Here is a 22,767-nt window from a genome sequence, read left to right on the forward strand (position 1 = left end):
CCCGGTCAGCGCGTCCCGACCTCCTCTCCGGCACCATCATTACGTTTCATGATGGTGCCCTGTTTTTACCTTTTGTTGCCGGTCTCTCTTCAACCCAGCGCATTCTGCTGCAGGTGCGGCATCGATTCGCCCGGGATCGGGAATACCTTGTCGTAAACCCAGTTGTAGACAAAGGCGTAGACCAGATAGAAGGCGACGAAGCCCAGATCCAGCACCAGTGCCTCCAGCATGCTGACGTTGAGCCACCAGGCCATGGCCGGCAGGGCCACGGTCAGGAGACCCCCTTCGAAGCCGATGGCGTGCACCACCCGCTGCCAGACACTCTTGTAGGTGTGGCCCTGATATTTGAGCAGCAGCTTGTCGACGCCGATGTTGTAGACGTAGTTCCAGAGGGTCGCCATCACCGAGAAGAAGAGCGCCAGTGGCCCCATGTGGCTGAGGTGAATGCCGGTCGCCCAGCTGGCCAGCGGGGCGGCAATCAGCAGGCCAATCACTTCAAAGCCGATGGCTTGGCGGATGCGGTCGTTACGGGTACGCATAAATCACTCTCTTGAACAGTTACGTTGAAAACATGGGGGCAATCTATCGCCAAATTGCGATGGTTTCATGTTGGTATCTATCGCTAAAATAGATAGATGACTGGCCTGTCGGGATCCAAAAAGAGGAGCAGAAGAGTGAATCCATCGCTGGAACAACTGAAAATCTTGCTGGCCGCTGCCGAGAGCGGCTCCTTCTCCGCCGCTGCCCGCAAGCTTGGCAAGGCACAGTCGGTGGTAAGCAGCGCCATCGCCAATCTGGAGATCGATCTGGGGCTAACCCTGTTTGACCGCAGCGGTCGCTATCCGCAGCTGACTGAGGCGGGGGCGCGCATGGTGCAGGAGGCGGGTATCCTGCTGGCGCAGAGTGAGCGGTTGCAGTCCATTGCCGGCGAACTGGCTGCCGGTGTGGAGTCACGCCTCACTCTGGCCATCGATGATGACTCTCACCTCCCCTGGCTCGGCACCCTGCTGGAGGAGTTCGCCACCCGCTACCCGACCGTGGAGCTGGAGCTGCTCTTCCCGCTGATGGAGGATGTGACCGAGATGCTGGTGACTGGCCGGGCCCAGCTCGGCATCAGCTACCAGAAGGTGCATCCCCAGCGGGAGATCGTCGCCCGTTCGCTGGGGGAGGTGACCATGCCGCTGGTGGTGTCGCCGGATCATCCATTGGCGCGCAAGCAGCCGCTGCGGGAGGTCGATCTGCAGGGGGCACGCCAGCTGATGGTCACCGGACGACGGGAAGGGAGCGAGCGCCAGCGGTTTCGCATCTCTGCTCAGGTGTGGTGGGTCGAGGGGGATCTCGGGGTGCTGGAGCTGGTCAAGCGGGGCCTTGGCTGGTCCGCGATTCCGGAATTTCTGCTGCATCAGCCGCTGAAGCGGGGCGAAGTGGTGGTGCTGGAGCCCGACTTTATCGCCAGCCATGCGTTGGCGCTGGAGCTGCAGTGGCATCGCGCCCGCCCGCTGGGGCAGGCGGGGCGCTGGCTGAAGGAGGCCCTGCTGGCGCGGGTGCCTCGCTAGCCGACTTTACTCGGTTAGTTCGTAGGGGAGGGGTTGCAGGGTGAGCTGCGAGCTCTCCTCCTGCTTGAGGCGAAAACGGGCGTCAGCCTCGGTGTCTTTCGGCAGTACGGCGGTGAGCCACACCTGACCCTGATGTTGCCAGGCGTTGAGCACCATGCCGCTGCGACGCCAGTTGTCACCGAGCTGGATCTCCAGGGTATCGCCCGCATTGACCGGCTCACTGGCACTGCCTGCCAGCAGGAACAGGGCGCGGTTGTTGGCGCCGCGATATTTGGCGCGGGCTACCGTCTCCTGCCCCATGTAGCAGCCCTTGTTGAAGCAGATGCCGTCGAGCGCCTGCAGGTTGAGCATCTGCGGGATGAACTCGCCCTGATGCACCGCCTCCATGTGCGGCAGACCGGCCTTGATCTCGAGACCCCACCAGAGGGATTCATCACCCGCCGGCAGCGCATCGGCTTGCTCACTGCTCACCAGCAGCCAGCGATCCTGTTCGATCTGCACCGCCATGCCGCCAGCGATAAGGCCGCTCTGCTCCAGACCAAACTGCGCGGCGATCCACGCATCTGTGCCCTTGCCAGCCAGACCGGTGGCATGGCGCTCGTCGGCGGCAATCTCCACCTTGGCGAAGACGGCAAATTTTTTCAGCTCCGGCAGCTGGCGCTCCAGTACCGATGGGGTGGTCAGCAGCAGCAGGCTCTCTTCAAGGCAGAGCAGGCGAAAATCGCTCCACAGCTTGCCCTTGGGATCACAGTGACCACCCAGCGTGCTCTGCCCCGGTTGCAGGGCGTTGACGTCGCAGGTGACCTGACCTTGCAGATATTTGACGCGATCCTGACCACTCAGTCGGGTGATGGCTATCTTGGTCAGGGCGAAGCGGGTCGGCTCGGCAGGAAAAACAGGGGGTTGCAGGCTCACGATGGTATTCCAGAGAGAAAGTATGTGACCTGCATGGTAAAGACGTAACTAATGTTTGTCAGCCGGAAAATCCAGCTGGTACCATCCCCGGGTCTTTGTAAGGAGAGTTCCATGTTGAGCCCAGTTGAAAAATCCCGCCTGAAGTGGGCCTGCCGCCGTGGCATGCTCGAGCTGGATGTCGTTTTTATGCCCTTTTTCGAACACGAGTTCGACTCCCTGAGCGAAGCCGATCAGCAGACCTTTATCCGCCTGCTGGAGAGCGATGATCCGGACCTGTTCCGCTGGACCATGGGTCACGCAGTACCGGCCGATCCCGCCTTCAGCGCCATGATCAAGATGATCCTGGAGCGCAATCAGGCCCGTCACGACCGTCAGGCCTGATGCCGTGGAGCGGGTGATCATCCCTGTTCACCCCTCCCGCCATCAGCGCAATTGGCTGGTAGCCCTCTCTCTGTTGCTGCTCTGGCCGGTCAGCGCCCTTGTTACTGGCTGGCAGTGGGCGCTGTTTGCTCCCGTCTGGTTGCTGGCGTTCGCCCTGAGCTGGCGTGCGTTGCCCCATACCCCGTTCGAGCTGGAGTGGGATGGCCAGTGGCTGCGCTGGCAGAGCGTATCCTATCGGCTCGGTAACAAGAGCCGCATTCTACCCGGCGTGCTGCGCCTTGAGCTGCATCCGGAGCAGGGGCGCGCTTGCATGCTCTGGCTCTTCGCCGATGCGCTGGCCCCCGATCACTACCGCCTGCTGGCCCGGGCAATCAACTTTCCTGCCGACCGGCGCTGAACGATCTCATATCTTCCCGAGTTACCTCTTTGCAGGAGCAAGGAACTGGGTAGCGCTTTGTCCGGATGGCCCTAAAAAAATGACCCCGCCGAAGCGGGGTCATGGGTATGGCAGGAGAGGGGATCAATCCCGCTCCGGGGTCAGTACGGTCGGTTTCGAGTCCGGCAGCATCTCTGGATAATCGAGGTTGTAGTGCAGGCCGCGCGACTCCTTGCGCTGCAGGGCGCAGTTGACGATAAGCTCGGCCACCTGCAACAGGTTGCGCAGCTCCAGCAGGTTATTGGAGACCCGGAAGTGGGCGTAGTACTCCTGTACCTCCTGCTTGAGCAGATCGATGCGGCGCTTGGCCCGGGCGAGGCGCTTGTTGGTGCGCACGATTCCCACGTAGTCCCACATCATCAGGCGCAGTTCGTGCCAGTTGTGCTGAATGACCACCAGTTCGTCAGAATCCTCTACCTGGCTTTCGTCCCAGGCGGGCAGGCGCGGCGGTTCGGCGCTCATCGGCAGCTTGGCCAGAATGTCGGCCCCCGCCTGATGGGCGTAGACCACGCATTCGAGCAGGGAGTTGGAGGCCATTCGGTTGGCACCGTGCAGCCCGGTGTAGGTCACTTCACCGATGGCGTAGAGGCCGGGGATGTCGGTCTGGCCGTTGTTATCGATCATCACACCGCCACAGGTGTAGTGGGCGGCCGGGACGATGGGCATCGCCTCCTTGGTGATGTCGATGCCGACCGCGAGGCAGCGCTCATAAATAGTCGGGAAGTGCTTGATGATGAAATCGGCCGGTTTGTGGCTGATGTCCAGATACATGCAGTCGGCACCGAGTCGCTTCATCTCGTGGTCGATGGCGCGGGCGACGATATCGCGCGGTGCCAGCTCGGCCCGCTCGTCAAACTCCGGCATAAAGCGGCTGCCGTCCGGGCGGCGCAGATAGGCACCCTCGCCACGCAGCGCTTCGGTCAGCAGGAAGTTGGGGTCGTCCGGGTGGAACAGGCTGGTGGGGTGGAACTGGTTGAACTCCAGATTCGCCACCCGGCAGCCGGCCCGCCACGCCATGGCGATGCCATCACCAGAACTCACATCGGGGTTGGAGGTGTACTGGTAGACCTTGGATGCGCCACCGGTAGCCAGCGCCACGAAGCGGGCGCGAACCACCTCGACCTGTTCGGCATTGCGGTTCCAGACATAGGCGCCCAGCACCTTGTTGCCCGGCAGACCGAGCTTGCGGGTGGTGATGAGGTCGACCGCGTTGAAGCGTTCCATCAGCTGGATGTTGGGGTGGGCGCGCACCTGATCGATCAGGGTGAGTTGCACCGCCTTGCCGGTGGCATCCGCCGCGTGGAAGATGCGGCGATGGCTGTGGCCCCCTTCCCGGGTGAGGTGGTATTGGGATTCGCCCTCGGCGTTCTCCTCCTGATCGAAGGGAACCCCCTGCTGAATGAGCCACTGGATCGACTCGCGGGCGTGGCGGGCGGTGAACTCGACCACGGCCGGGTCACACAACCCGGCCCCGGCGTTGAGCGTGTCGCTCACGTGGGATTCGATGCTGTCGGTCTCGTCGAACACGGCAGCGATGCCTCCTTGCGCATAGAAAGTGGCCCCTTCACTGATGGGCCCCTTGCTCAGAACCAGGACTTTGGCCTGGTCTGCCAATCGCAATGCGAGAGTCAGACCAGCGGCACCGCTGCCAATGATCAGTACGTCGCAAAGGTATTCAACACTTGCTTTCATAAGTATCATTGGCCTGGATTAAGAACTGGCACCATGGTAGCCCAAGCGGTGGCGAGGATGCAGCCTGCATCACATTTTTTTAAACAGATTCGAACTTTCTCTGATTCTCCCTGTCTGAACTTGTGCGCTTAGGAAGGGCCGGAAAAGAAGAACGATAACCTGATGGGGGTTTTACGGCTCTGATGAGCGACCAGAATCTACTGGACGAACAGCTGGTTGAACGGGTCCAGCGCGGCGACAAAGCAGCTTTCAACCTGTTGGTAAAAAAATACCAGCATAAGGTGGTCAACCTGATTGCCCGGTATGTCAACAACCCCGGCGACGTGCCCGATGTGGCGCAAGAGGCGTTTATCAAAGCCTACCGGGCATTGCCGACATTCCGCGGCGAGAGTGCTTTTTACACCTGGTTGTACCGAATTGCCGTGAACACGGCGAAAAACTATCTGACCTCCCAGGGGCGCAGGCCCCCGAGCAGTGATGTGGAGGCTGACGAAGCGGAGTCTTATGGCGGCGGTGAAGCCTTGCAAGAGGTCTCAACCCCGGAAAACCTGGCGCTGACTGACGAGATCAAACGCACCGTGTTTTCAGCCATTGAGGCATTGCCGGAAGACCTGAGGACAGCGATCACCCTTCGTGAACTGGAAGGGCTGAGCTATGAAGAGATTGCCGAAATCATGGATTGCCCAGTGGGTACGGTCAGATCCCGTATCTTCCGGGCGAGGGAAGCAATCGACAAAAAGCTGCAACCTCTGATCGAGAATTAACTGGGGAAAGACGGGTTAACTTATGGCAAACAAAGAGCAAATCTCTGCCCTGATGGATGGTGAGCTGAGTGACGCAGAGGTACTGAACGAGCTAGAGATGGACTCCGGCTTGCAAGATACCTGGGGTCGTTACCACCTGATTGGCGATGCCATGCGGGGTGACCTGCCGGTCAATCTGCAACTGGATCTCAGTGACAGCATCATGGCTGCGCTGGAGGATGAGCCGACCATACTGGCACCCAAGCCGGTCGAGGCCGCGCCGGTGGCGCAACCGGTCGTTGCACCGGTCAAAACAGATTCCAATGTGGTGCCCCTGTTTCGTCGGGTTGGCCAGCAGCTGGGGCAATATGCCATCGCAGCGTCTGTGGCTGCAGCCGTCATATTCGGGGTGCAGCAGTATCAGGGTCAGGACGGCGTGCCGAACAACCCTGTGCTCAACACCATCCCCATCGGTGGCAGTGCCGCGCCAGTGAGCGTCCACTATCCGCAAGAGGGCAACCGCGTTCGGCCGCAACAGGGAATGACCGAACAGCAGATGCAGGAGCAACGCGAACGCATCAATGCCTTCCTGCGTGATCACCAGTTACAGCAGCGCCTGTTGCAAGACAGACAGATCCAACAATAACGAGTTGTCAGGGATACAAACGTGCGCCAGTCCAGCCGTATTTTGCTGGCCTCTCTCCTGCTAATCAGTGCCAAGGCCTCGGCCGACGACAAGTCGGCCGAGGCCTTGTTGCAGCAGATGCAGAGTGCCGTGCATCAACAGAATTTCGAGTTGTCCATGGTCAAGGCCCGTCAGGGGCGTCTTGAACCGATCCGCATCAGCCACGCCGTGATCAATGGCAAAGAAGTGGCGCATCTCAGTTACCTCGACGGCAAGGCGATCGAGTATCTGCAGCGCGAGAACGAATACACCTTCTTTGAAAACAGCCATGATCCCTACACCCTGAAGGATGCCCGCTTCCCCGGCATCTGGTCGAGTCTGGTCAGCATGCCGCTCTCCCGGGTATTGCAAAGCTATGATCCCGTGCTGGCCGGTCGTAGCCGGGTGGCGGGTGTGGTAGCACAGGTGGTGAGGCTGGTGCCCAAGGAGGCCGACAAGTACGGCTTCATGCTCTGGGTTGACGAGCAGAGCCATCTGCTGCTGCGTGTCGACATGGTGGAGCGGGAAGGCAATCTGGTCGAGCAGCTGCTGGGGGTGGATCTGGAGCTGCAGAACAAGCCGGCCCCCTGGCTGGTGACCTTGGCCAACAGCAAGTTGCCCCCGGCGCTGGCGCTGGAAGATGCCTATCCGGCTCCGCAGCAGCAGTTGAACTGGCAGGTGACCTGGCTGCCCGATGGCTTCAAGGTGCTGTCGCAGGACAGGCACCAGCTGGTGACCACCAGTATGCCGGTGGATTACATGATGCTCTCCGACGGGCTGGTGGATCTCTCGGTCTATGTCTCCCGGGTCGATCCCAAGCAGGCGGTGCGCCAGCAGCTTATCCGCCAGGGCGCCACCTCGCTGGTGAGCTTCGTCAACGAGGTGGGGGTTGAGATCACCGTGGTCGGGGAAGTCCCTGCCGAAACCGCCAAACGGATTGCCGAGTCGGTGCAACCGCTGGCCCGCAACGAGGCCGTGCAGTGAGTCCATGCTCTGGGCTCACAGTGGTGCTCTGCTTGCCGTTGGCGGTGAGTCGTGTTCAGATCCTGCCATTGCATGAGCACGAGGTATTGCCGTGAACGAGATGAGTGAAGAGCTGGCGACCGTAGTAGCCATTGAGGGTGATCATGCCTGGGTGGAGTGCGAACGGCGCTCTGCCTGCAACGGCTGCCAGCAGCAATCCGGTTGCGGTACCGGCACTGTCGCCAAGGCGTTTCCCCTGAAAGCCCCACGATTGCGGGTTCGCCTTACCGCCGAGGTGAGCGTTGGCCAGCAGATTCGGCTCGGCATCCCGCAAGAGAGCCTGCTGCGCGGGGCTGCGCTGGTCTATGTGCTGCCGCTGTTCTGCCTGTTGGCGAGTGCTCTGCTTGGGCAACTCTGGTTGGCACCGCTGCTCTCGGGGGGGGAGGGGATCACCATTCTGGCCTCTCTGCTGGGGGGGGCTGGCGGCTTTTTACTGGTTCGTTACTTTTCCGGCCGGCTCGATGAGGGGCGTTATGGCCCCCGCATGCTCGGCGTTGTGGTTCCCGTCCGTACCCTCTCCTGACTGAACAGGCGCTATTTCACTGGCGTTGGCGACTAAAGAATGGCCGTCAGCCGGGTTATCCAGTAAAATCGCGCCTCCATAACCGACCTTAAACCAATTTTGAGTGACTCTTGCTCGATGAAACACATTCGTAACTTTTCGATTATTGCGCACATCGACCACGGTAAATCGACCCTGTCGGACCGTCTGATCCAGACTTGCGGTGGCTTGTCCGACCGCGAGATGCAGGCTCAGGTGCTTGACTCCATGGATCTGGAGCGCGAGCGCGGCATTACCATCAAGGCGCAGAGTGTGACCCTGAACTACCAGGCACAAGACGGTAACACCTACCAGCTGAACTTTATCGACACCCCGGGCCACGTGGATTTCTCCTACGAGGTCTCCCGCTCTTTGGCGGCCTGTGAAGGGGCGCTGCTGGTGGTAGATGCCGGCCAGGGGGTTGAGGCACAGACTCTGGCCAACTGCTACACCGCCATGGAGATGGATCTGGAAGTGGTGCCGGTACTGAACAAGATCGACTTGCCGGCTGCAGAACCCGAGCGGGTTGCCGAGGAGATCGAAGACATCGTCGGTATCGACGCGGTCGATGCGGTGCGCTGCTCCGCCAAGACCGGCCTCGGTGTCGATCTGGTACTGGAAGAGATCGTGGCCAAGATCCCGGCACCGGAAGGTGATCCGGATGCGCCGCTGCAGGCGCTGATCATCGACTCCTGGTTCGACTCCTATCTGGGTGTTGTCTCTCTGGTGCGGATCAAGAACGGTTCCCTGAAGAAGAACGACAAGATCAAGGTGATGAGCACCGGTCAGGTGTGGGGTGTCGATCGTATCGGTATCTTCACGCCCAAGCAGGTGGACACCGACGGGCTGGGTTGCGGCGAGGTAGGTTGGGTTGTCTGCGGTATCAAGGACATCCACGGCGCGCCGGTGGGTGATACCCTGACTCAGGCCAAGAATGGTGCCGACAAGGCGCTGGCCGGTTTCAAGAAGGTGAAGCCGCAGGTTTATGCGGGTCTGTTCCCCATCTCCAGCGATGACTACGAGTCGTTCCGTGACGCCCTCGACAAGCTCTCCCTGAACGATGCCTCCCTGTTCTTCGAACCGGAGAGCTCCACTGCGCTGGGCTTCGGCTTCCGTTGCGGCTTCCTTGGCATGCTGCACATGGAGATCATTCAGGAGCGTCTGGAGCGTGAATACGATCTGGATCTGATCACCACGGCGCCGACCGTAGTGTACGAGATCGAGCTGACCGACGGCTCCACCATCCACATCGACAGCCCGGCCCAGATGCCCGCCATCACCAGCATCAAGGAGATGCGCGAGCCGATCGCCGAGTGTCACATCCTGCTGCCGCAGGAGTACATGGGCAACGTCATCACCCTTTGTATCGAGAAGCGTGGCGTACAGACCAACATGGTCTACCACGGCAAGCAGGTGGCGCTGACCTATGAAATCCCGATGGCGGAAGTGGTGCTCGACTTCTTCGACCGCCTGAAGTCAACCAGCCGCGGCTACGCCTCGCTGGACTACGGCTTCAAGCGTTTCGAAACCTCCGACATGGTGCGTCTGGACATCATGATCAACGGTGAGCGGGTCGACGCGCTGGCCATCATCACCCACAAGGACAATGCCCAGTATCGCGGTCGTCAGGTGGTGGAGAAGATGCGCGAGCTGATCCCGCGTCAGATGTTTGATATCGCGATTCAGGCGGCCATCGGCAACCAGATCATCGCTCGCAGCACCGTCAAGGCACTGCGCAAGGACGTAACTGCCAAGTGTTACGGTGGTGACGTGAGTCGTAAGAAGAAGCTGCTGAACAAGCAGAAAGAAGGTAAGAAGCGGATGAAGTCCCTCGGCCGTGTCGACGTGCCGCAGGAAGCCTTCCTCGCGATTCTCCACGTCGGAAAGGATTAATAGATGGCAAGCACGTTTTCCCTGATCCTGGTGGTGGTCTGCGCGATCACCGGTGTTATCTGGTGTCTGGACAAGATGATCTGGTCCAAACAGCGAGCCGCCAAAATTGCCGTGGCCCGTGCCCATGGCGGCGCTCATCTGGATGACAAAACCCTGGCCAAGGTGGCCCCCGTCCCGGTCTGGATTGAACAGACCGCCGGGGTCTTCCCGGTCATCACCTTTGTGCTGATCCTGCGTTCGTTCATCTTTGAACCGTTCCAGATCCCGTCAGGTTCCATGATGCCCACTCTGCTGGTGGGCGATTTCATCCTGGTGGAGAAGTTTGCCTATGGTCTGCGGGACCCGGTGACCAACACCAAGTTCCTCGAGACCGGTGAGCCCAAGCGCGGCGATGTGGTGGTGTTCAAATACCCGCTCGAACCGCGGGTGGACTACATCAAGCGGGTGGTCGGCATGCCGGGGGATCGGGTCATCTATCGCAACAAGGAGCTGATGATCCGGCCCAAGTGCGAGGAGCAGGAGGGGAAAACGTGCCCGGGCTTCCAGAAGCTCGATGTCAAGTTTGAACAAAGAGGCGAATTTACCCAGATGGGGATCCCCCTTGACCGCTATACCGAGCAGCTGGGCGATGTCTCCCACGAGACCCTGCGCAACCCGCTGATGCCTGATATGGTTGGCCGTTACTATCGCCAGCCCGGCACCTATCCTGATGAGTGGGTAGTACCGGAGGGGCAATATTTCGTGATGGGCGACAACCGTGACAACAGTACCGACAGCCGTTTCTGGGGCTTTGTGCCCGAGCAGAATCTGGTCGGCAAGGCGGTCGCTATCTGGATAAGTTTTGAATTCGAGCGCGAAGAGGGCTCCCTGCTGCCAAGCTGGGTACCGACAGGGGTGCGCTTCAACCGCATTGGCGGAATCAAGTAAATGAATATCAAGATGAACAGACTGCAGTCCCGTCTCGGACACGTCTTTCAGGATCTGGAACTGCTGACCCGGGCGCTGACTCACCGCAGCGCCGGCTCCCGTCACAATGAGCGACTGGAGTTTTTGGGTGACTCGATTTTGAGTCTGGTGATTGCCGACGATCTCTTCCACCGCTTCCCGCAAGCGGCGGAAGGGGATCTCAGCCGGATGCGCGCCACTCTGGTGCGCGAAAAGACCCTGGCCGAGCTGGGCCGTGAGTTTGACCTCGGGGATCACCTGATCCTGGGGCCGGGCGAGCTGAAAAGCGGTGGTTTTCGCCGTGAATCCATCCTGGCTGATACGGTCGAGGCGGTGATTGGCGCCGTCTATCTGGATAGTGATCTCGAGACAGTACGCACTCTGCTGCTGGGCTGGTACACCAGCCGTCTGGAGGAGATCAAGCCGGGCATCGAGCAGAAGGATCCCAAGACCCGTCTGCAAGAAATTCTGCAGGGAAGCCGCAAATCCCTGCCGACCTATACAGTGACCAACGTCAAGGGCGAAGCCCACAACCAGGAGTTCACCGTCCAGTGTGACGTGGAAGGTCTGGATGGTCCGATCAAAGGGGTCGGCACCAGCCGCCGCAAGGCCGAACAGGCCGCTGCGCAGCAAGCATTGGAAAAACTGTCATGACAGATACAACCTACTGCGGCTTTGTCGCCATCGTGGGCCGCCCCAACGTGGGCAAGTCCACCCTGCTCAACAAGCTGCTTGGCCAGAAGGTCAGCATCACCTCGAAAAAACCCCAGACCACCCGTCACCGGATTTTGGGGATCGACACCGAGGATAACTACCAGACCATCTATGTCGATACCCCGGGTCTGCACATCGAAGAGAAACGGGCCATCAACCGCCTGATGAACCGCGCCGCCACCAGTTCGCTGGGGGACGTGGCCATGGTGGTATTCATGGTGGACGGCACTCACTGGACCAAAGATGACGAGATGGTGCTGGGCAAGTTGCGCAATCTCAAGTGCCCGGTGGTGCTGGCGGTCAACAAGATCGACAACGTCAAGGAGAAGGAGGAGCTGCTTCCTCACCTCGAGTGGCTGGGCCAGCAGATGAACTTCGCCCATATCCTGCCCATCAGTGCCCAGAAGGGCACCAACGTGGAGAAGATCCGCGAGTGGGCCAAGCCGTTGCTGCCGGAAAACGTCCACTTCTTCCCGGAAGATTACGTGACCGATCGCTCCTCCCGTTTCATGGCCTCCGAGATCATCCGCGAGAAGCTGATGCGCTTCACCGGTGAAGAGCTGCCCTACTCGGTGACGGTGGAGATCGAGCGCTTCAAGGTGGAAGAGAGCGGTATCTATCACATCCACGGCCTCATTCTGGTCGAGCGCGATGGCCAGAAGAAGATGGTCATCGGCAACAAGGGCGAGAAGATCAAGACCATCGGTACCGAAGCGCGCCTCGACATGGAACGGCTGTTCCAGAACAAGGTGCACCTCGAGCTGTGGGTCAAGGTCAAGTCAGGCTGGGCCGATGACGAGCGCGCCCTGCGTAGTCTTGGTTACGGCGATGATTAAGAACCTGTGCACGCGCTTACTGCGAGGCCATGATCAAGGCTCATGTGCTGCTCGGAATCCTTATGTATTCACATACACTCCGGTTCCTGCGCTGCTCTTTACCTTGCTGACGGCCTCTCGTGACAGTGCGTGGACAGGTTTTGAGAGGTAATGGCGGATTGCTGACCCCGGCTTTCGTCATCCATAGTCGGCCCTATCGTGAGACCAGCCAGCTGGTCGAGGTATTCACCCAGGATAGTGGCCGCTTTACCCTAGTGGCTCGCGGTTCTCGCGGGCCACGCTCCCCTCTCAAGGGGCTGCTGCAACCCTTTACCCTGCTGACCATCGCCTGGCGCGGCAAGGGGGATCTCAAGAACCTCACCCAGGTCGAATGCCCCGACCACTCCCTGCGACTCGGTGGCGATCGCCTCTTCTACGGCCTCTATCTCAACGAGCTGGTCTACTACCTGCTGGAAGCGCACACCCCGTTCCCCGAGGTGTTCGACGCCTATGCCCGTGCCATCATGGCGCTGGCCGATGGCGAGACGCCCGAGCTGCCGCTGCGCCGCTTCGAGTTCCTGCTACTGCAGGCACTCGGTTATGCGGTGGATTTCGAATACACGGCGGACGACGAGTCGCCCATCGAGCCGACCCTGCTCTATGGCTTCGAGCGTGAATTGGGCTTTGTTGCTTGCGAGCGGGCGCCGGATCCCCGTACCCTGTTTCTCGGTGCCCACCTGCTCGCCTTTGCCGAGGGACGTTTCGATACCCCTCCCTTGCTGCAGGCGGCCAAACGTTTCAGCCGGCTGGCGCTGCAACCCTATCTGGGCAAGCGCCAGTTAAAGAGCCGGGAGCTGTTTTTAAAACGCAAAGCCAGCATGTAAGGCTGACACAGATTACAGACATACGGATATCGGCGCGGCGATATTTCGCTGACCGCGCAGCCTACAGATGAAGAGTTTCAAGGAGTTCTCATGAGTGAAATCTATCTGGGTGTGAACATCGACCATATCGCCACCCTGCGCAACGCCCGGGGCACCCAGTATCCTGATCCGGTACAGGCCGCCTTCGTGGCCGAACAGGCCGGGGCCGACGGCATCACCGTGCATCTGCGAGAAGATCGCCGCCACATCACCGACCGCGATGTGGAGATCCTGCGCCAGACCATCCAGACCAGAATGAACCTGGAGATGGCGGTGACCGAAGAGATGATCGGTATCGCCTGCCGTATCAAGCCCCACTTCGTCTGTCTGGTGCCGGAGAAGCGCACCGAGGTGACCACCGAGGGCGGTCTGGACGTGGCTGGCCAGCTGGCCAAGGTGACTGACGCCGTGGCCCGTCTCTCCGCGGTGGGGGCGCAGGTATCCCTCTTTATCGATGCCGACCCAATCCAGATCGATGCAGCAGCCCAGAGTGGTGCCCCCTTTATCGAGATCCACACCGGCCGCTACGCCGACGCTACCACAGATGCCGAGCGCAACGCCGAGTTCAAGCGCATCGCCGCTGGTGCCTCCTATGCTGCTGGCAAAGGCTTGAAGGTCAATGCTGGCCACGGCCTGCACTACCACAACGTCAAGGCCATCGCCGCCATCCCCGAGCTCTATGAGCTCAACATCGGCCACGCCATCATCGGCCGCGCCGCCTTCGACGGTCTGGCCAAGGCTGTGAGCGATATGCGCCTGCTTATGCAGGAAGCCCGTCAGGGGATCTGACTCTTCGGTCACTGGCAATAGTGGCTACGTAAAACAAAAGGGACGCTGTGGCGTCCCTTTTGTTGTTTTTGCCGATGTGAATATCGACAGCCGTCAGGCCTGCTGCTGCGCCCATCTTCCCAGACGTTGCAGCGCCTCGCCGAGCAGTTGGCGGGAGGTGCCTATGTTGATCCGCACATACTCTTCACCGTCGCTGACGTAGTGGGAGCCATCTTCGATGATGACACCCGCTTCGACTGCCCACCTGCGGGTCACCTCACTTGCGCTCATACCGCTCCCTCTGGTGCTGACCCAGACCAGATAGGAGGCATCCATCGGCATGACTTGGAAGTCGGGCAGATTCTCCCTGAAGTAGCGCGCCAGCAGGGCGTAGTTCTCTCTCAGATAGAGATTCAAGTCAGCCAGCCACTCATCGCACTCGTTATAGGCGGTGATAATGCCCCAGAGCCCGAATACATTGGGAGAGGTGATGGAGTTCTGCTCAAGGCGCGATCTGAAGCGGCTTCTGATCTGCGGATTTGGAATGATGCTGTAGGAGGTTTTCAATCCGCCCAGATTGAATGCCTTGTTGGGCGAGCTCATCAGCATCATGTTGTTGCGGTAACGCTCCTCCAGCGCCAGAAAGGAGACGAATTCACCATGGATGATGTGCTCGGCATGCACTTCATCGACCATCATCAACACCTGATGGCGCAGGCAGATGTCGGCAACGGCTTCCAGTTCGGCCTGACTCCATATCCTGCCCGACGGGTTGTGGGGCGAGCAGAGGAAGTAGATTTTTGGCTTGTGGCCAATGATTTGCTCCTCCAGCTTCGCCAGATCGATCCGGTATCGCCCTTTGCTCAGGGCTAACGGGTTGGCGACAACCTTGACCCCCTGCCTTTCGGCCGCCTTGGCAAAGGGATCGTAGACCGGGGTGTTCATGATGATGCTGTCACCCGGCTGGCAGAATGCCTGCACCGTGTAGTGCAGGGTGGAGACGGTGCCATAGGAGAGGGTGATCCACTCCCGCTCCACCGCGACCTTGTGGTGGCGAGCCTGGAAGTTGATGACCGCCTCGTAGAAATCATCGATGCAGTGGGTGTAGCTGAAGGTGCCCCAGCTGATGATTTCACTGAACTTGCGAGCTACAGCCGGCGGTGATTTGAAATCCATATCGGCAATCCACATGGGAATGCTGTCTGTGGGAACGGGGCCAAAGCGGCTCTCGATCACTTTCATATCCCACTTGCGACATTTGTCGCTGATGCGATCTGCCAGCTCGTCGAAACGGGAGGGGTGCAAGTCGGTGGAGGGGTTGGGGAGGCGCAGGGCCTCCCGATCTTTACAGGAGAGCATCGAGATTATCCTTCACGGTTTGAACCTGAGCGCCAATGATGACCTGCACGCTGTGTTCGTCGATCTTGACGACGGAGAGGGCGCCAGTCTGTTTCAGGATCTTCTCCTGCAGCTTGCCCATGTCGTGTACCACCAGTCTCAGCCGTGTGACGCAGTTGTCCAGGCTGACGATATTCTCCTTGCCACCGAGGGCACTCAGGATCACGGCCGGGTCGTGCTTCGTAATCTGCATATCATCGACCTCATCCCTGCCGGGGGTCTTGATGTCATATTTCTTGATGTACCAGTAGAAGACGGTGAAATAGATGGCAGACCAGATGAGGCCGATGGGAATAATCAGATACCACTTGGTTTGCCAGCCCTGCATGATGCCGAAAATAAGCAGGTCTAGCGCGCTGCCATCGGTATTGCCGATGGTGACACCACACATGGCCACCACAAAGAGCGCGGCGCCGGTCATAAAGACATGGAACAGATAGAGTACCGGCGCGACAAAGAGAAACAGGAATTCGATGGGCTCGGAAATACCTGTCACGATAGAGACCAGTACCCCGGAGATAATCAGGCTCTTGATTCTGGTTCTATTGCCGGGCGTGGCTGCCATATACATGGCTAACGCTGCGGCAGGCAGACCGAATATAAAGGTCGGCATAAATCCTTGCGACAGGAAGGCGGTTGCTGCAGGGCTGATGGGCTCACCCGCTTTCAACTGGGCGAAGAAGATATTGAGAGCACCGGAAATGGTCTCGCCATTGACCAGCTCGGTGCCGCCTGCCGGGGTGAAGCGCACCATGGCCAGCATGATGTGGTGCAGACCGAGCGGTTTGAGCAGGTTGATGGCCACCCCGTAGAGGAAGGCACCAAAAGAGCCGGCAGAGATGATCATGTTGCCGACCGCAGTAATACCGAGCGCCACATAGTGCCAGAAGAGCGGCATCGCCAGACCGATCAGCGACATGACCAGCACAGTGATGATGGGCACGGAGCGCAAGCCGCTGAAAAACGAGAAGGCGTCGTGCAGTTTGAGGTTATAGAAACGGCGATGGATGAAGTAGGTCACGATCCCCGACACTATGCCACCCAGAACGCCCATGGAGAGGGTCTGAACCCCCATCACCATGGCTTGTCCCGCCAGTTTGATATTTTCCGGCGAAGCCAGTTGATTGGTACTGGCGAGATAGAAGTTGATCCCGATATTCATCGCCATATAGCCGACGAAACCGGAATAGGCCGCGACACCCTTGTTCTTTTCGGTCAATCCCATCGGAATACCGATGGCAAACATGATGGGCAGATAGGTAAAGCCGAAGCTGCCTACGGTTGCCACCAGATTGAAGACGAGCTGGGTATATTCTCCACCAAGAAAAGGAAAATTATCTATGGTGGAGGGGCTGGTAATAGATGACCCCACCCCCAGCAGTAATCCCATGAATGCCATCAGAGAGACGGGAAACATGAATGTTTTCCCCAAACTCTGGGCAAATTCCCATACCTTATTTCGCAAGGATGCGCGAGCCATCATTATTATCTCCCAGACCTGTTACCGTAATTTTATTGTTATCAAATCTTGTTATTACTCATGCACATACGGATTTTCGCCTCGACCACTTCCTCCATGGCGGCCATGGCGGGCACCAGATACTGACGCGGGTCGCTGGCATCCGGATGAGAGCCAAGGAAGGCTTTCATGGCATCGGCGAAGGCGATCTTCAGTTCGGTCGCAACGTTGACCTTGCAGATCCCGAGTTCGATGCAGCGGCGCACATCGGCTTCCGGTACGCCGGAGGCACCGTGCAGAACCAGCGGAATATCCACCTGCTCACGGATCGCCGCGAGGCGGGCGAAGTCGAGGCGGGGTTCCTCCTTGTAGAGGCCGTGGGCGGTACCGATGGCCACGGCCAGCGAGTCGATACCGGTGCGGCGGACAAACTCGGCCGCCTTGAGCGGGTCGGTAAATTTGGCATGAGTGGCATCGACGATGAGGTCATCCTCCTGACCGCCCAGCTGGCCCAGCTCCGCTTCAACGCTGGCACCCATGCGGTGGCAGAAGGTCACTACGCTGCGCACTTTCTCTATGTTCTCTTCAAACGGAAAGTGCGAGGCATCGATCATGGCGGAGCGAATGCCCGCTTCGACCTTGCTATGGATGTCCTGCTCGTCTTCGTGGTGATCCAGATGCAGCACCAGCGGGATGCGGTACTCATGGGCGGCGGCCTGACAGATGGAGACCAGATACTCGACCCCGGCATGGCGATAGGTACCCGGGGTGCCAGCCAAGATCACCGGAGAGCGCATGCGGGCGGCGGTGCGGGCTACCACCTGCACGGTTTCCAGGTTGTGGATGTTGAAAGCAGGCACGGCGTAACCGCGGCGCTGGGCATCTTTGAGCATTTCATGGGAAGAGATCAGATACATAGTGACTCCTGTACGTCCTGATTGACGCGAGATCCTGAGAAAAGGGAGGAGAGCTGAGTCGGGTTTATCTCCCGGCCTGCCACCCAGATGTGTTGTTGATTGAGTTCGGTGGTGAGGGCGAGCAGGTTGGCCTGTTTGCCAACCGCCAGCGAGCCGAGACGATCGGCAATGCCGAGCATCTTTGCTGGTGCCATCGAGGCCATTGCGATGGCTTCATCGAGCGGCACATCCGCCAGCTGCACCATGTTGCGTACGGCGCCAAGCAGGGTGAGGGTGCTGCCCGCCAGACCGCCGTTTTCGGTGCGTACCACGCCGTTTTGCATCTCGACCCGATAGTTGCCGAGCAGATAGTGACCGTCGGGCATACCGGCGGCGCGCATCGCATCGGTGACCAGCAGCAGGCGCTCACCGGAGCAGCAGTGACAGAGCTTGAGCACGCTTGGGTGGAGATGATGGCCATCGGCGATCAGCTCCAGCCAGGCATCGGGATGGACCAGACCCGCGCCCACCATGCCGGGCTCGCGGTGGTGCAGGCCGCGCATGCCGTTGAAGCAGTGCACCAGCCCGGAAGCGCCCGCCGCCAGCGCCGCCATGGCTGTGTCGTGGTCGGCCGCCGAGTGGCCCAGCATCACCCGTATGCCGTTTGCAGCAAGATGGTGAATGGCCGCGATGGCGTTGGGCTTTTCCGGTGCCAGCGCGATCACCTTCAGGGTGCCGCGCGCCAGCAGTTGCAGATGGTTCAGCTCGGCAATCTCCAGCTCCCGAAACAGCGCCTGATCGTGGGCGCCCTTGTTGTCCGGAGTGAAGTAGGGGCCTTCCAGATAGCAGCCGAGCAGCTCGGCGCCCGGCATGCCGCGGGCAACGCCATCGGCAATGCGGGCAAGGGCTTGCTCTATCTCGGGGAGTGGGGCAGTGACCGTGGTGGCAAGAAAAGCGCCAACCCCTTCTGCCGCCTTGGCCATCGACAAGGTAGCCAAGGCATTGCTATCGCTATCCATGACATCGACGCCTGCACCGCCGTGGACATGACCATCGATCAGAGCAGGCACCAGCAGCTCGACATCTCGCGCCGGATCGCCATCCGTGATGGGTGCGATGGCGGTGATGATGCCCCCTTCATGGGTCAGCTCCTGATGTTCCAGCCAACCCTGTTCGGTCAGCATGCGACGGGCACGGATCCTTGAGGCCATCAGATGCCCTCCTCGACGAGAGCGGCATCTGCCTGACGCTCTTTGCTCATCTCATCCGCCAGCGAGGTGAGGCCCCGGTGGCCGCAATCGAGCGCCTGCTGGCGGAATTCACGGGCGCTGAGGCCATCGCGCTCCAGCACCATCTCCAGCAGCAGCTGCAAGTTGGTACCGGTAACGACTTCCCGATTGGTTTGGCGTAATGCCAGGGTAGAGGCGACCCGAAACGGGGTGCCACCGAGCAGGTCGGTCAGGAAGACCACGCCATCCCCCTTGTCGACCTCAGTCAGTGCCGCTTCGCACTGTGCCTGCAGCAGGGCGGTGGTGGAGCTCTCGGGAAAGTCGATGGCGATAACCGCGTCCTGTTCGCCGAGGATCTGCAGCATGGCGCGCTCCAGACCGCTGGCGAAACCGCCGTGACCACAAATGATGATGCCCAACATAGTCTGTTCCTTTACTGCAAAGGGGGCCGGCTTGCTGCCGGCTCCGGATTAGAGGAAACCGGCGAACTTGCCGACGATACCGAGTACCACTGTGATGACGATGAGGCGCAGCGGGCTCCAGCCTTTGCGGATCAGGGCGTACATCGCCAGGGTGTAAAGCAGCGGCAGGAAGGCGGGCATCAGCTTGTCGAGCACATCCGCCTGCAGTTTGACGACCGCATCACCGGCAGTGATCTCCAGCGTGGTGCCAAGGCGAACATAGGTGGCAACCAAAGCCCCGATCACCGTCATACCGACGATGGAGGCGGCATGGCCCACCTTGCGGGTATTGGCCTTGATGACCGGAATGGCCGCCACCCCCATCCGGTAGGCGTAGTGCGCCAGACCAAAACGCAGGCCGAAGTGGACCACGTTGAACAGCAGGAAGAAGACCACGGCACCCATGATGGAGCCTTGCAGCGCCAGATCTGCCCCGATACCGCCACAGATGGGGAGCAGGGTGAGCCAGAACATGGCATCTCCAATCCCGCCGAGCGGTGCGCCGACGGCGATCTTGGTGCTCTGGATGCTGTTGACGTTCTGCTTGGAGCGCTCCATCGCCAGCACGATCCCCATTACGAAGGTGACCAGGAAGGGGTGGGTGTTGAAGAAACCCATGTGCCCTTTCATGGCCCGGGAGAGATCCCGCGGATTGGTGTGGATCTTCTGCAGTGCTGGCAGCAACCCATAGAGCCAGCCGGAGGCCTGCATCCGCTCATAGTTGAAGGAGGCCTGCAGCAGCAGGGAGCGCCAGGCAAAGCGGTTGATATCCTGCTTGGTCAGTTCGGCGCCAAGTTGCTGATCTTCATAGGCGTCGTCGGATTGTGGCCGGGTATTGTGCGGTTCGGCGCTGGAGATGATCCGCGCAGCTGTATTGTTAGATGCCATCTTCGGTTTCCTCCTGAACAGGACGAGCTTGCGGGGTGGTGGTGCGCATGAAGTCGATCAGGGCCATGGCCAGCGCGGCGGCGGCGATGGCCAGCACCGGCAACTGGAGCCAGGCGGCAGCGACGAAACCGAGGATGAAGTAGGGGATATAGACGTTCTTCATCATGATCTTGAGCAGCACGGCAAAACCGATGGCGGGCATGATGCCGCCAGCAACGCCGAGGCCGTCAATCAAGCGGGCTGGCAGCACGTCGATGGCCGCCTTGGCATGCTCGGCCCCGAAGTAGGTGGGCAGGAAGGCACAGAGGAAGTAGAAGGTGCCCAGAGCCAGCAGCGCCAGGTAGTTGACCCGCTCGATACCGCGCACGTCAGCCGCTTCGGCCATGCGATCGCAGCGGGACATCACCCCCGACATCACCGAGAAGAGGAAGGTGATCCCCATCTGCACGGCCACGGCGAAGGGAACGGCAACGCCGACTGCCACATCCGGTTTGACCCCGGTGGTGATGGCGAAGGTGGCGCCGACTATGGTGCCGATAATGACGTTGGGCGGTTGCGCCCCCGCCAGCGGAGCCAGTCCCATCCAGACCAGCTCCAGGGTGCCGCCCACCAGAATACCGGTGGGCAGGTCGCCGAGGATGAGGCCAACCAGCGGCCCCAGCACCACGGGACGGTGGAAGTGGGTCAGACCGTTGAACAGGTCGAGTCCGGCGAAAAACGCCAGGATGCCAAGCAGCAGACCTTGTAACAAACTGATTTCCATCACAATTGTCCTTAATCAGAGCAAATTGAAAATGTCCTGTGCCGGTTCGGTCGGCACGCCCTGGACATAGCACTCGACACGGGCGTCCCGCAGGGCGCGAAATGCGGTGATGTCCTGTTCATCCACGGATACGGTCTTGTGGATTTGACGCTTGCCGTCGGCGTAATGCATGTTGCCGACGTTGATCCGGGAGATGGGGACACCCCCCTGAACCAGGGTGTTGAAATCGGTAGGGTTTTTGCAGACCAGCAGGATCTTCTGGCGATCCACTGCTTTGTGGATGTTGTCGATCACCTTCTGGAGCGGCCAGAACCGCACCGCAATGCCTTCGGCCAGCACCATCTCCATCAGGTTCTGCTGGATGGGGTCCTCTGCTACTTCGTCGTTGGCGACCAGCACCAGATTGGCACCGGCAAAGCCGACCCACTGGACACCGACCTGACCGTGGATCAGGCGCTCATCGATCCGGCTCAATACGATATTGGGCATCACAGCACTCCTTCTTGGTGAAACGGATAGATATTGACCCCCTGTACGACCCGGTTGACCTGACCTGTGGGGCAGGGATTGTCCGGGCTGATACCCAGTCCCAGCGAGGTATGGAAGGCGTAGAACTGGGCATAGAGCAGGTAGCAGAAGGCGAGCTGGGCATCGTCGCCATACAGGGTGGCGGGCAGATAGATGTGTTCACCCTCCTCGATGGCGGGATGGCGCTGGTCGGCGATGGCAACCACCCGGGCGGCCTTGCCATCGCTTCGCAGCTCGCGCAGCAGATCCAGATCGTATTGCCGGGTGTAAGGGTCGTTGGAGATGAGCAGCGCGATGAGCGTCTGTTCGTTGACGACCGATTTCGGGCCGTGGCGAAAGCCGGTGGGGGAGTCAAACATAGCGACCAGACGGCCGGCGGTCAGCTCCAGCAGCTTGAGTGCCGCCTCCTGCGCCACCCCTTGCAGACTGCCGCTGCCAAGATAGATGACCCGCTCGGGCAACGGTTCGTTCCAGGCCGGTACGCGCTGCATGACCTGCTCCAGAATGGCGTCGCAGGTGGTGACCAGCGGCTCGCAGCGCTGGCGGTTGAACTGCTCTGGCAGAAAGAGAGCCAGACAGCTCAGCATCATGCTGGTGAGGCTGCTGGTCATGGCGAAGCTGCGATCATTGGTCTGGGGTGGCATCAGCAGGGCCAGAGAGTGGGCATCTTGCTGGCAGCGGCGATAGAGCGCTCCTTCACCGTTGCAGGTCAGCACCAGATGGTGGCAGTGGCTGAGCAGCTGACTGGCCAGTTCGACCGCCGCCACGCTCTCTGGGCTGTTGCCGGAGCGGGCAAAGGAGATAAGCAGGGTCGGGCAATCTTCGGCCAGATACTCGGCCGGATCGGTGACGATATCCGTGGTGGCGATCGCCTCGACCCGGGCATGCAGGTGGGCCGAGAGATAGGGGGCGAGCGCCCGGCCGGCAAAGGCGGAGGTACCTGCCCCAGTCAGGATGATGCGCAGATCTTGCCGGGCGAGCAGGGGGGTCAGAAAACGGGTCAATACTGGACGGCACTCCTCGACCATGGCGAGGGTCTCGCGCCAGGTGGCGGGTTGCTGGCGAATTTCACGGGCAGTCGCCAGGCCATTGGCACTGCGCAACATCTCTTCTGGATAACCAAGGATCATGTCTGC

At 60.1% G+C, this 22,767-nt stretch carries 25 protein-coding genes; 13 read left to right on the forward strand and 12 right to left on the reverse strand.

What is annotated here, in order from left to right:
* Positions 1-89: 89 nt before the first annotated feature.
* Positions 90-539 carry a PACE efflux transporter gene (locus tag LG31_RS0101690; protein ID WP_033112783.1) on the reverse strand — a complete coding sequence of 150 codons (450 nt, stop codon included), beginning with the start codon at positions 537-539 and terminating at the stop codon, positions 90-92.
* 135 nt (positions 540-674) lie between these two features.
* On the opposite strand from LG31_RS0101690, the gene LG31_RS0101695 reads away from it, so the two are divergent.
* A complete protein-coding gene (locus tag LG31_RS0101695) occupies positions 675-1,556 on the forward strand; it encodes a LysR family transcriptional regulator (protein WP_033112784.1) in 882 nt (293 codons plus the stop codon).
* A 6-nt stretch (positions 1,557-1,562) separates the two neighbouring features.
* On the opposite strand, the gene ygfZ is transcribed toward LG31_RS0101695, so the two are convergent.
* A complete protein-coding gene (gene ygfZ / locus LG31_RS0101700) occupies positions 1,563-2,471 on the reverse strand; it encodes a tRNA-modifying protein YgfZ (protein ID WP_033112785.1) in 909 nt (302 codons plus the stop codon).
* Between the two features lie 111 nt (positions 2,472-2,582).
* Between ygfZ and LG31_RS0101705 the strand changes: the two genes are divergently transcribed.
* A complete protein-coding gene (locus tag LG31_RS0101705) occupies positions 2,583-2,852 on the forward strand; it encodes an FAD assembly factor SdhE (RefSeq protein ID WP_033112786.1) in 270 nt (89 codons plus the stop codon).
* 19 nt (positions 2,853-2,871) lie between these two features.
* Positions 2,872-3,249, forward strand: a complete 378-nt coding sequence (locus LG31_RS0101710; protein WP_033112814.1) for a protein YgfX — start codon at positions 2,872-2,874, stop codon at positions 3,247-3,249.
* Between the two features lie 123 nt (positions 3,250-3,372).
* Here LG31_RS0101710 and nadB read toward each other — a convergent pair whose 3' ends face one another.
* Positions 3,373-4,980, reverse strand: coding sequence for an L-aspartate oxidase (nadB, locus tag LG31_RS0101715; RefSeq protein WP_033112787.1), 1,608 nt, complete (start codon positions 4,978-4,980; stop codon positions 3,373-3,375).
* A 182-nt stretch (positions 4,981-5,162) separates the two neighbouring features.
* On the opposite strand from nadB, the gene rpoE reads away from it, so the two are divergent.
* The 10 genes from rpoE to pdxJ all read left to right on the forward strand — a co-directional run bounded on the left by rpoE (position 5,163) and on the right by pdxJ (position 14,030).
* On the forward strand, positions 5,163-5,744 hold the full coding sequence (gene rpoE, locus LG31_RS0101720) for an RNA polymerase sigma factor RpoE (protein WP_033112788.1): 582 nt from the start codon (positions 5,163-5,165) through the stop codon (positions 5,742-5,744).
* A 22-nt stretch (positions 5,745-5,766) separates the two neighbouring features.
* Positions 5,767-6,369: an RseA family anti-sigma factor gene (locus LG31_RS0101725; protein ID WP_033112789.1), complete on the forward strand. Its 603-nt coding sequence runs from the start codon at positions 5,767-5,769 to the stop codon at positions 6,367-6,369.
* Between the two features lie 21 nt (positions 6,370-6,390).
* Positions 6,391-7,371, forward strand: coding sequence for a MucB/RseB C-terminal domain-containing protein (locus tag LG31_RS0101730; RefSeq protein WP_033112790.1), 981 nt, complete (start codon positions 6,391-6,393; stop codon positions 7,369-7,371).
* 100 nt (positions 7,372-7,471) lie between these two features.
* On the forward strand, positions 7,472-7,933 hold the full coding sequence (locus LG31_RS0101735; protein ID WP_033112791.1) for a SoxR reducing system RseC family protein: 462 nt from the start codon (positions 7,472-7,474) through the stop codon (positions 7,931-7,933).
* A gap of 117 nt (positions 7,934-8,050) precedes the next feature.
* Positions 8,051-9,844, forward strand: a complete 1,794-nt coding sequence (gene lepA / locus LG31_RS0101740; RefSeq protein WP_033112792.1) for a translation elongation factor 4 — start codon at positions 8,051-8,053, stop codon at positions 9,842-9,844.
* Positions 9,845-9,847: 3 nt separating this feature from the next.
* Positions 9,848-10,771 carry a signal peptidase I gene (lepB, locus tag LG31_RS0101745; RefSeq protein ID WP_033112793.1) on the forward strand — a complete coding sequence of 308 codons (924 nt, stop codon included), beginning with the start codon at positions 9,848-9,850 and terminating at the stop codon, positions 10,769-10,771.
* Positions 10,772-11,443 (forward strand): ribonuclease III, encoded by a 672-nt coding sequence (rnc, locus tag LG31_RS0101750; protein ID WP_033112794.1) that lies wholly within the window; start codon positions 10,772-10,774, stop codon positions 11,441-11,443.
* Positions 11,440-12,339, forward strand: coding sequence for a GTPase Era (gene era, locus LG31_RS0101755; protein ID WP_033112795.1), 900 nt, complete (start codon positions 11,440-11,442; stop codon positions 12,337-12,339). The genes rnc and era overlap by 4 nt, the downstream gene beginning before the upstream one ends.
* A 158-nt stretch (positions 12,340-12,497) precedes the next feature.
* A complete protein-coding gene (gene recO, locus LG31_RS0101760; RefSeq protein WP_033112796.1) occupies positions 12,498-13,202 on the forward strand; it encodes a DNA repair protein RecO in 705 nt (234 codons plus the stop codon).
* Between the two features lie 90 nt (positions 13,203-13,292).
* On the forward strand, positions 13,293-14,030 hold the full coding sequence (gene pdxJ / locus LG31_RS0101765) for a pyridoxine 5'-phosphate synthase (protein ID WP_033112797.1): 738 nt from the start codon (positions 13,293-13,295) through the stop codon (positions 14,028-14,030).
* A gap of 93 nt (positions 14,031-14,123) precedes the next feature.
* On the opposite strand, the gene LG31_RS0101770 is transcribed toward pdxJ, so the two are convergent.
* From LG31_RS0101770 to LG31_RS0101810, 9 genes are all read right to left on the reverse strand, one after another.
* Positions 14,124-15,368 carry a MalY/PatB family protein gene (locus LG31_RS0101770; protein ID WP_084059511.1) on the reverse strand — a complete coding sequence of 415 codons (1,245 nt, stop codon included), beginning with the start codon at positions 15,366-15,368 and terminating at the stop codon, positions 14,124-14,126.
* Positions 15,355-16,824, reverse strand: a complete 1,470-nt coding sequence (malX, locus tag LG31_RS0101775) for a maltose/glucose-specific PTS transporter subunit IIBC (RefSeq protein ID WP_238567461.1) — start codon at positions 16,822-16,824, stop codon at positions 15,355-15,357. Before malX ends, LG31_RS0101770 begins: the two co-directional genes overlap by 14 nt.
* A 104-nt stretch (positions 16,825-16,928) precedes the next feature.
* Positions 16,929-17,783, reverse strand: a complete 855-nt coding sequence (locus LG31_RS0101780) for a tagatose bisphosphate family class II aldolase (protein ID WP_033112799.1) — start codon at positions 17,781-17,783, stop codon at positions 16,929-16,931.
* The gene (gene nagA, locus LG31_RS0101785; protein WP_033112800.1) at positions 17,774-18,973 is read right to left on the reverse strand and encodes an N-acetylglucosamine-6-phosphate deacetylase; all 1,200 of its coding nucleotides are present in this window, start codon (positions 18,971-18,973) and stop codon (positions 17,774-17,776) included. The genes LG31_RS0101780 and nagA overlap by 10 nt, the downstream gene beginning before the upstream one ends.
* A complete protein-coding gene (agaF, locus tag LG31_RS0101790) occupies positions 18,973-19,413 on the reverse strand; it encodes a PTS galactosamine/N-acetylgalactosamine transporter subunit IIA (RefSeq protein ID WP_033112801.1) in 441 nt (146 codons plus the stop codon). Before agaF ends, nagA begins: the two co-directional genes overlap by 1 nt.
* 48 nt (positions 19,414-19,461) lie before the next feature.
* Positions 19,462-20,340 (reverse strand): PTS N-acetylgalactosamine transporter subunit IID, encoded by an 879-nt coding sequence (agaE, locus tag LG31_RS0101795; RefSeq protein ID WP_033112802.1) that lies wholly within the window; start codon positions 20,338-20,340, stop codon positions 19,462-19,464.
* On the reverse strand, positions 20,330-21,103 hold the full coding sequence (agaW, locus tag LG31_RS0101800; RefSeq protein ID WP_005354369.1) for a PTS N-acetylgalactosamine transporter subunit IIC: 774 nt from the start codon (positions 21,101-21,103) through the stop codon (positions 20,330-20,332). The genes agaE and agaW overlap by 11 nt, the downstream gene beginning before the upstream one ends.
* A 15-nt stretch (positions 21,104-21,118) precedes the next feature.
* Complete coding sequence (gene agaV / locus LG31_RS0101805) at positions 21,119-21,592, reverse strand: PTS N-acetylgalactosamine transporter subunit IIB (RefSeq protein ID WP_033112803.1); 474 nt, start codon at positions 21,590-21,592, stop codon at positions 21,119-21,121.
* Complete coding sequence (locus LG31_RS0101810) at positions 21,592-22,761, reverse strand: SIS domain-containing protein (protein ID WP_033112804.1); 1,170 nt, start codon at positions 22,759-22,761, stop codon at positions 21,592-21,594. Before LG31_RS0101810 ends, agaV begins: the two co-directional genes overlap by 1 nt.
* Positions 22,762-22,767 lie beyond the last annotated feature (6 nt).

The organism is Aeromonas lacus (assembly GCF_000764665.1).
Lineage (GTDB): Bacteria > Pseudomonadota > Gammaproteobacteria > Enterobacterales > Aeromonadaceae > Aeromonas > Aeromonas lacus.